The 8,544-nt window shown below is 35.6% G+C and carries 10 protein-coding genes; 2 read left to right on the top strand and 8 right to left on the bottom strand.

What is annotated here, in order from left to right:
• The 8 genes from ACPYKA_RS15580 to prfA form a co-directional block, all read right to left on the bottom strand.
• The coding region (locus tag ACPYKA_RS15580) for a methyl-accepting chemotaxis protein (protein ID WP_479543136.1) at positions 1–1,240 on the bottom strand (1,240 nt) is incomplete at its 3' end.
• Between the two features lie 17 nt (positions 1,241–1,257).
• Complete coding sequence (locus tag ACPYKA_RS15575; protein WP_479543135.1) at positions 1,258–1,701, bottom strand: low molecular weight protein arginine phosphatase; 444 nt, start codon at positions 1,699–1,701, stop codon at positions 1,258–1,260.
• A gap of 109 nt (positions 1,702–1,810) precedes the next feature.
• Positions 1,811–2,368: a manganese efflux pump MntP gene (locus tag ACPYKA_RS15570; protein WP_479543134.1), complete on the bottom strand. Its 558-nt coding sequence runs from the start codon at positions 2,366–2,368 to the stop codon at positions 1,811–1,813.
• 91 nt (positions 2,369–2,459) lie between these two features.
• Entirely contained in the window at positions 2,460–3,473 is a 1,014-nt protein-coding gene (locus ACPYKA_RS15565) for an L-threonylcarbamoyladenylate synthase (RefSeq protein WP_479543133.1), read from the bottom strand.
• A 152-nt stretch (positions 3,474–3,625) separates the two neighbouring features.
• On the bottom strand, positions 3,626–4,033 hold the full coding sequence (locus tag ACPYKA_RS15560; RefSeq protein WP_479543132.1) for a GNAT family N-acetyltransferase: 408 nt from the start codon (positions 4,031–4,033) through the stop codon (positions 3,626–3,628).
• A gap of 55 nt (positions 4,034–4,088) precedes the next feature.
• On the bottom strand, positions 4,089–4,772 hold the full coding sequence (gene spoIIR / locus ACPYKA_RS15555; protein WP_479543131.1) for a stage II sporulation protein R: 684 nt from the start codon (positions 4,770–4,772) through the stop codon (positions 4,089–4,091).
• A gap of 68 nt (positions 4,773–4,840) precedes the next feature.
• The gene (gene prmC, locus ACPYKA_RS15550) at positions 4,841–5,707 is read right to left on the bottom strand and encodes a peptide chain release factor N(5)-glutamine methyltransferase (protein ID WP_479543130.1); all 867 of its coding nucleotides are present in this window, start codon (positions 5,705–5,707) and stop codon (positions 4,841–4,843) included.
• Between the two features lie 2 nt (positions 5,708–5,709).
• The gene (gene prfA, locus ACPYKA_RS15545) at positions 5,710–6,780 is read right to left on the bottom strand and encodes a peptide chain release factor 1 (protein WP_479543129.1); all 1,071 of its coding nucleotides are present in this window, start codon (positions 6,778–6,780) and stop codon (positions 5,710–5,712) included.
• Between the two features lie 706 nt (positions 6,781–7,486).
• Here prfA and ACPYKA_RS15540 point away from each other — a divergent pair.
• Both ACPYKA_RS15540 and ACPYKA_RS15535 read left to right on the top strand, forming a co-directional pair.
• Complete coding sequence (locus ACPYKA_RS15540) at positions 7,487–8,092, top strand: DedA family protein (RefSeq protein WP_479543128.1); 606 nt, start codon at positions 7,487–7,489, stop codon at positions 8,090–8,092.
• Between the two features lie 117 nt (positions 8,093–8,209).
• Positions 8,210–8,544, top strand: a 335-nt coding sequence (locus ACPYKA_RS15535) for an MFS transporter (RefSeq protein ID WP_479543127.1), incomplete at its 3' end; no start/stop codon positions are given.

Genomic DNA, 8,544 nt, shown 5'->3' with positions numbered 1-8,544 from the left:
CTAATTCACGAGCCAATTTATCAACTGCTTGAATCGTTGTGTCCTGTTCTGTAATTGCTGCACTCACTTCTTCCGTTGCTGCGGAAGTTTCTTCGGCAATTGCTGCAACTTCTTGAGATTGTTCTACGGTAGATTCTATAAAATGAAGTTGACGATTAACTAAGTTTCTAATGCTTTCAATTTCAGCAGCTACTTCTGTAACTGAGACTGACATGTCTTCAAAAGATTTACTCGTCAGCTCACCACTTTTTGCTTCCTCTTTAGCCTGATTTACATGTTCATTAATTTTACTTACAACGAGGGTAACATCTTTTTGAATCGCTGTAATTAATGATGAAATTTGCTGGACAGCTTGTGCACTTTCATCCGCTAATTTCCTTATTTCATCAGCGACTACCGCAAACCCTTGTCCATGTTCTCCCGCTCTAGCAGCTTCAATAGATGCATTTAGTGCAAGTAAATTTGTTTGTTCAGCAATTTCCCCAACCATTGTTATAATTGATTCGACTTGAATTGCATTTGACTTTAATTCTTCCACATCTTTTAACGATATTTCTTGTTCATTTGCAAGCATCTGAATACCTTGTACCAATTGATTGACAACAACGTTACTTTCCGATAGTATTTTTAGCATTTCTTCTGATTTTCCAGTTGATTGTTCAGCCTTCACTTGTACCTCTTGTGCTAAATTCGTTGCTTCTTCCACTGCTGTTGCAGTTTGCTGCGTTGCTTCAGCTGAACTAATGGCACCCTCAGCAATATCTTCCGTCGCACCACTAATTGCAACAGAATGTTTTGTTGCTTTTTCAGAAACATCTTTCATCTCAGAAACAGTTTTACTAGTATTATTAAAGTTTTGGTCAATATTATGTACCATGTTCTTAATATTTTTAAACATTGTATCTACAGCAATGCTTAATGCACGAATTTCATCATCTGATTTGGGAATAATTATTTCTTGATTCAGGTTTCCTTTCGCAGCACCAGATGCAGCAGTTTCAAGTCTTTGCAGTGGTTTAGTTATAAAACGAGCAGCAAAAAAGGCAAGAATACCCGACCATATAATTCCTAATAATAATGTAATAATAACAAACCATTGCTGAGAAATCTCCCAATACGGCTTAATATAATCATAGACCACATAAATAAAGAATCCACTTGTCGTATACGTAATTAACGCTAATAATGTAGTGAACACAACTAGCTTCAATTGTAAATTAAATCGATATTTCTTTTTCATCGGCTTGCCTCCCTGGCTTAGGTGTCTAATTTGTGAATGAATGCATCAATATATTTTTCAAGTTCTGCTAAAGTCTGTTTATACATAAATAAATCTCCACCAAACGGATCGATAATATCCCCGCTTTGGCTATCCTCTTCACCTAGAGAGTACGCAATTAATGTGTGGTATTTATCTTTATATTTTGGAAATTGATCAATTAATAATTGCTTATGCGCTTCTGTCATTGTAATTACAAGATCTGCCCATTTCAGCAGTTTTCCAGTTACCGGTTGGGCACAATGTACTAGATGAAGATCTCTTTCGGCGAGTGCTCGAACAGCATTTTTATTTGCACTATCGTTAGGATGTGCAAAAATTCCCGCAGATTGAACTTGTATATGTGGAGCCTTTTCTTTTAGTAATGCTTCAGCCATCGGACTTCGACATGTATTTCCTGTACAAACAAATAATACATTCATTTTTTTCATCCTTTTTAATTCTTAGTTTCAATATACCATAAAACTTTTCAGATTGTTAATAAAATAGTAAAAAAGTTTCATTTTTCACAAAGAGTTGGTTTCATACTTTTTAACTTACGAAAACCACGTTAATACCGAGCAGGAATAGAATAATCCCGCCTACTATTTCGCTGTACATACCAAGAACAGAATGTGCCTTTTTCCCTATAATTAATCCGATCCAAGATAAGATCATTGTACATATACCGAATAAAAAGATAATCAATATTGTCGCCACACCCGAAATCCCTAAGCTTATTCCTACCGGCAAGCTGTCTATACTTACAATAAATGCAACAGACAGCAGTTGAATTCCAGCCGGATTTTCTATAAATTTCGCTCGAGGTTGTAACGCTGAAAAAATCATATACGAGCCAATAAATACTAAAATAAACCCACCGATGACAGAAGTTATATCTTCCAATTTCTCAGATAAAAATTGACCAAAAGAGATTCCGATAAACGGTAATAGCATATGAAATAAACCGATTATAAAACCAATCATAGCAATTCTTCTTAATCGAATATTTTGCATTCCTATTCCCAAACTTACTGAAAAGCCATCTAATCCTAAGGCAAATGCCATAAATAATATTGAACCTATTTCACTCAATTGCCCATCAAACATATTTATGCCCCCTCGCGCCCTGCTTGTACAATTTATGCAGTAACACAAAGGAATATGTTTTAAGGGATTCATGGTTAAGGTGATTATTAGATTAAATTATTTTGTTCGCTGCTCTTTCAATTCGATCCATGACTGCTTTTCCAACACCTTCTCGCGGAAAGGATTCACATACGACAATATCTACTTCATTTTGTTTAAAAGAACGTAGGGCGTCATACAATTTTGCCGCTATTTCTTCCTCATCACGACCTAGTATAATAATTTGGTCTGCCTTAATTTCATTCGTGAAAGCAGTGCTCATCAAAACACCGACGCGATTTCCTTTACTTCCTTCTTCATCAATTATTTCTTGTAATTTATCATTATCCTGAACGAGAATTAACGGAACATCTGGTGCATAATGTTTATATTTCATTCCAGGTGATTTAGGCGTTCGTGTATTTTCGGTGATTTTTGTTGCAAGCTTCACCTCTCCAGCCACCTGTTTAATATCATCAGCAGTAATTTTTCCCAATCGTAATATTACTGGTATTTCCTGTGTACAATCAACAACAGTGGACTCCACCCCTACATTGGCTGGTCCTCCATCTAATACAGCAGCAATTTTTCCATCTAGGTCTTCTAATACATGCTGTGCAGTTGTCGGACTTGGTTTGCCGGATAAGTTTGCACTTGGAGCAGCAATTGGTAAATTTGTCTGCTCTAGTAACGTCAGCGTTATTTCGTTCTTTGGAATTCGTAATCCTACAGTTGACAACCCGGCTGTTACGTTGGAGGCAATTTTTCCACTACTTTCAAGTACATAAGTTATTGGTCCAGGCGAAAATGTATCAATTAATTTCTCTACATAAGTAGGAAAGTTTTTTACTAAACTAAAAAGTTGTTCCTTAGAAGCAACGTGAATAATTAAAGGATTATCATTGGGACGTCCTTTCGCTTTAAAAATTTTATCGACTGCTGCTTCGTCTCTCGCATTTGCTCCTAAACCGTAAACTGTCTCGGTAGGAATAGCTACAACTTCACCTTTAACTAATAGATCAGCGGCTTCTTTTATTACCTGCTCCTTTTCAGTCTTTCCTTCAACAATTAAATGTTTTGTTTCCATAGAAATTACCTCATTTCTCCTCTACATTTTAGTCGAAGAGTGCACCTATGTACAATTTTTTATCAGAAACCTTAGCATGCATAATTTTTCAATAAAAAAAGCTTGTACACTTTTCATACAAGCTTTTTTAGTAGACCAATTTCACCCTATATTTAATTTGCATATTTATAAGACCACCAGTGGCCTTTGCGTTTAACAGCTTGTTGCAATTGAAGAGATTGGCTCGTCTGTAATGAAAAACTTAGCGACTCAAGTAATAAGTCTGTTACAGGTTGTTCACTGTGAGCATAGACAACTTTTGCTTTCTTTTGTTTCGCAAAAACTAATATAAATTCCAATAATACAGGTAATTTTACTGCTTCATTTCGAATAATGTACAATTGTTTCAGCCAATAAGCGCCATTTTCTATTGGGGCTAACTCAAAGCAACCAATAATTTTATCATCATATTCTACAACGTAACCTGTATTTAATAAAGAACTAATATCGATTTGATTATTGTTCTCTAAAAATTGTTCCAGGCGTTCTTTTGTTACTTCAGAAGCTTCAATGATATTCATTCTTCCACCTCTATTACTCGTTTTCTTCTATTACCTTATGTTCTATTAATAGGAATTATGATAAACCAAGCCATTCAAATAGAAAAAATTTTACTTCTACTTCGTCATCGTCAGCGTTTTCAATATCATCAAGGTCTTCGTGGTTTTCCAGGTCATCCTTTGAAATGCTGTCGTCATCATCACTTTCCACCAATGAGTCGTCAACTGTCTCTGCTTTATCTTCACTTGCTTCTGCAACTGTTGATCCATTCGAAAAGTCTAAAAAACATAAGGGTGGAAATAGAACACACCACCAATTTGAACCTTTCCCTTCACCGATTGAGATTAAAACCGCCTCGTACTCCCCAGCTGGGTATACAAAATTATCATAAACTTTCATTGGAAAAGTTACATTAGAACTGTATTCAACAGTAAACGAATCAGAAACCTCTAATTTATTTAACGTCTCCTGGACGATATGTTGTATTTTCGGTACATTGTCAGCAATTAACTCTCTTGCCTCTTCAATATTATCAATTTCTTCTACTAAGACTGTTATAAATTCATTTACCTCATCTCGTACGATCCGCTTTATATACTGATCCTGTTCCGAGTCACTATTAGCGAGTATCCGCAAGCGAATGGCATCATCCGGAATCGTTTGAAAAGTACTTTCAGAATTAATTTTACTTACTCCGTTCAGTTCTGTACTACATCCTGTTAAAACTATGAATATAATAAATAGTATTTCCTTTTTCATCATATTATCCCCCACCATAAAAGTTATTTACAGTATGGGCAAAATCAATTCATTATAAACAAGGAAAACTAATTTATATGCGCAGAAATTATCCGATCTAATCCGTTCATATCTTTCATTGTTTTTACATTGGCTGCCTCAAAAGTATGTTTTAACATATTAGTAATTGCTAAAGATTGTGTATAACCAATTTCAAAACATATTCTTCGCGATTCGGTAGGTGGAAATTCTTTTAGTTGTGTGATTATTTTTTTATAGGCAGCTAGTCCGTTATTATCAGCAAACAGAGCCAAATCCGGGTCGAATTTTTTCACTGTATCTACTAACGAATCACGTTCTTTTTCACTAATATAGGGAGGATTAGATACAATAATCTGGGGATTTACTGATGAGTCAATTATCGGTTGTAAAAAGTCCCCTTGCAAAAACTGAACAGAAGCATGGTGATTTTTAGCATTCTTTTTTGCAACATTAAGCGCTTTTTCTGAAATATCAGTAGCATAAACTGTTGCATTGGGAAGTTCTAACGCTAATGTAATAGCAATTATACCACTACCAGTTCCGATATCTGCTATGACCAATTGACGATCTTTATAATATTTATCCACTAATGATATAACATGTTCAACAAGTTCCTCCGTTTCAAATCGGGGAATTAATACATGCTCATTTACTATATATTTTCTCCCATAAAACATTTCATATCCCGTTAGATGTTGAACAGGCACTCCTGTTAAAGCATGCTTTTTTATATCAGATGTAAATTGCTCAACAATTGTTGTTGAAATATCCTCTCGCATATTGGCAAAAAAAGTTGCTCTAGACATGTTTAAATGATGCTGTAATAAAATTTCGGCAACTTTTTCTTCTCTATTATAGTTTCTTAAAAAAGAAAAAGCCCATTCAAGGACTTCATATTGTTTCTTTACATTCATTTTTATTCACCTATATGTTCAAGCTTTTTCGTTTGGTCATCTAAAAGTAGAGCATCAATAAACTCGTCAAGTTTTCCAGCTAAAATTTGATCTAATTTCTGAATCGTAAGACCAATTCTATGATCCGTTACTCTATTTTGTGGAAAATTATATGTTCTAATTCGTTCAGAACGATCGCCAGTTCCAACAGCAGATTTTCTTGATTCATCATATTCCGCTTGAGCTTCTTGTTGATATTTATCATAGAGTCTAGCTCTAAGTACTTTCATCGCTTTTTCTTTATTTTTAATTTGTGATTTTTCATCCTGACAAGAAACAACGATTCCTGTAGGGAGGTGTGTTAATCTTACAGCAGACATCGTCGTGTTTACACTCTGTCCACCAGGACCACTCGAAGCAAATCGATCTACCCGAATATCACTTTCATTTAATTCAATTTCTACATCTTCTGCTTCTGGCAAAACAGCAACAGTTGCTGTAGACGTATGCACCCTACCACTCGCTTCTGTCTCTGGAACACGCTGGACGCGATGAGCTCCATTTTCAAATTTTAATTTAGAAAACGCGCCATTACCATGGATCATAAAAATTATTTCTTTAAATCCACCAACACCAGTTGTGTGCGCTTCAATCACTTCTGTTTTCCAACGGTTTGCTTCAGCGTAGCGACTATACATCCGGTACAAGTCTCCAGCAAATAATGCCGCTTCATCCCCACCGGCTGCCGCTCTAATTTCCATGATTACGTTTTTGTCGTCATTTGGATCTTTTGGCAATAAAAGAATTTTTAACTCTTCTTCCAATTGATCATTTTTTTCAGTTAACGATTCGATTTCCATTTTTACCATTTCTAACATTTCGTCATCAAGATTATCTTCCATCATTTCTTTTGCGTCTTTTAATTCACTTACTGTATTTTTATATTCTCGATAAGCAACTACTGCATCTTCTAAATCAGATTGTTCCTTCGAATATTCTCGTAATTTATTTGGATCACTAATGATTTCAGGATCACTTAAAAGTTCATTTAATTTATTATAGCGGTCTTCCAATGATTGTAATCGCTCTAGCACAAGTATCACCTCATTCATCATAAAATATAGCTTTTTCAAAAAGATCATATCGCCTGTCATTTAATTTGGCACAAAACCCATAAACTGCGCAGTTAAATCGCCGCCGTTGATTTTCGCTCCGGGCAGTACGCTTTCCGCGGGCACGGCTTCAGCCTCCGAAGCAGAAAACCACTGCTTCTGAGTCTTCAGACACGTGCTTTTCCCGCAGGAGTCGACTGCCCTCCACTACAATCAACTGGATCGGTGAATATCCTTGGTATAGTATAGAACATTTATCCACTACACAAGCGAAGAAAATACACGGAGACTCCTGCAGGAGGAAAGGCCTAGGTGAGACAACGCAGTGCGAAGCACAAGGAAGGCTCATCAGCCGCCTGCGGAAAGCGCAGTGTATTTTCGTAGCGGTAGGACAATATTGAATTTACGGAACAGTTTCCATCAACTGTTCCGTTTAGAAGCAACAGGTATCAAAAAAATTTTTAAATAATATTTTTGATAGCTGTTTTTTTATGTGTCTTCCCATACTCTACATGCAATCGCCAAATTTCCTCACTTATTTAGCATGAAGCCCACCCTTATGTATTGCCTAGCTTACTATTTTCGCAGATAGTCTAATTCCGATATCAACCAAAAAACATTTTCTACATAAAATTATTCGGGAGTACTATATATAAAGTACAGGCTTTAGATAATGGAGATGAGTCTTATGCAAGAGTTTGTTACAAATATAATGGAACAATTCGGTTATATCGGTGTATTTATTTTGATGGCATTGGAAAATCTATTTCCACCAATTCCGTCAGAAGTAATTTTATTATTTGGGGGATTTTTGACGACCTATTCTAAGCTGACACTGTTTGGGGTAATTATTACCGCTTCAACAGGATCCATTATTGGTGCAATTATTTTATATGGTTTAGGAAAAGTACTGAATATCACGCGGATGGAAAAAATAGTTGACCGATGGGGGCATGTGCTTCGATTAAAAAAAGAGGATTTATATAAAGCAAATAAGTGGTTTGAAAAGTATGGCTACTGGACTGTCCTTTTTTGTAGAATGATTCCGATTGCGCGTAGTCTTATTTCTATCCCAGCCGGCATGGCAAGAATGAAGTTTTGGGTGTTTTTACTTTTTACAATGATTGGGACAGGCATTTGGAATACGGTTTTAGTAATAACGGGGGCTTTATTAGGACGGTCTTGGACTGACATCCTTCAATTTTTAACGATCTATTCCTTTGTAGCTTATATTTTAATCGCTGTTGTCTTCCTCTTAATGTTTGTATTCTTCTTTAGAAGAGGGAGAAATTAATTCAAATGGAATGTACGAAAAAAATTAAAATGCTCAAAATTAAGCGATAAGGATGTTTTTATTGAGATTAAGATATATAATATATGTTAATATATAGGCACAGCAGGGGTTGAGTATGTGACAGAATTTACTACACAAAATTCGGAACAATATAATCGATTAACGATTGTTGCCATATTACTTGGCGGTTCCTTTTTAGCTATTTTAAATCAAACATTATTAATAACAGCAACACCACATATTATGACGGAGTTTAATCTGACCGAAAATTCCGGTCAGTGGGTGACAACTATTTTTATGTTAGTAAACGGAGTTATGATACCAATTACTGCGTTTTTAATGGAGACGTTTACGGCGAGGCGGCTGTTTGTTGTTTCGATGTCTACCTTTATTGTTGGAACAATTGTCTGTGCATTTTCGATTAATTTTCCAATATTAATGGTAGGAAGAGT

The organism is Pseudogracilibacillus amylolyticus (SeqCode) (assembly GCF_051918545.1).
GTDB lineage: Bacteria > Bacillota > Bacilli > Bacillales > Amphibacillaceae > Pseudogracilibacillus.
This window is presented reverse-complemented; position numbering and strand designations above follow the sequence as displayed.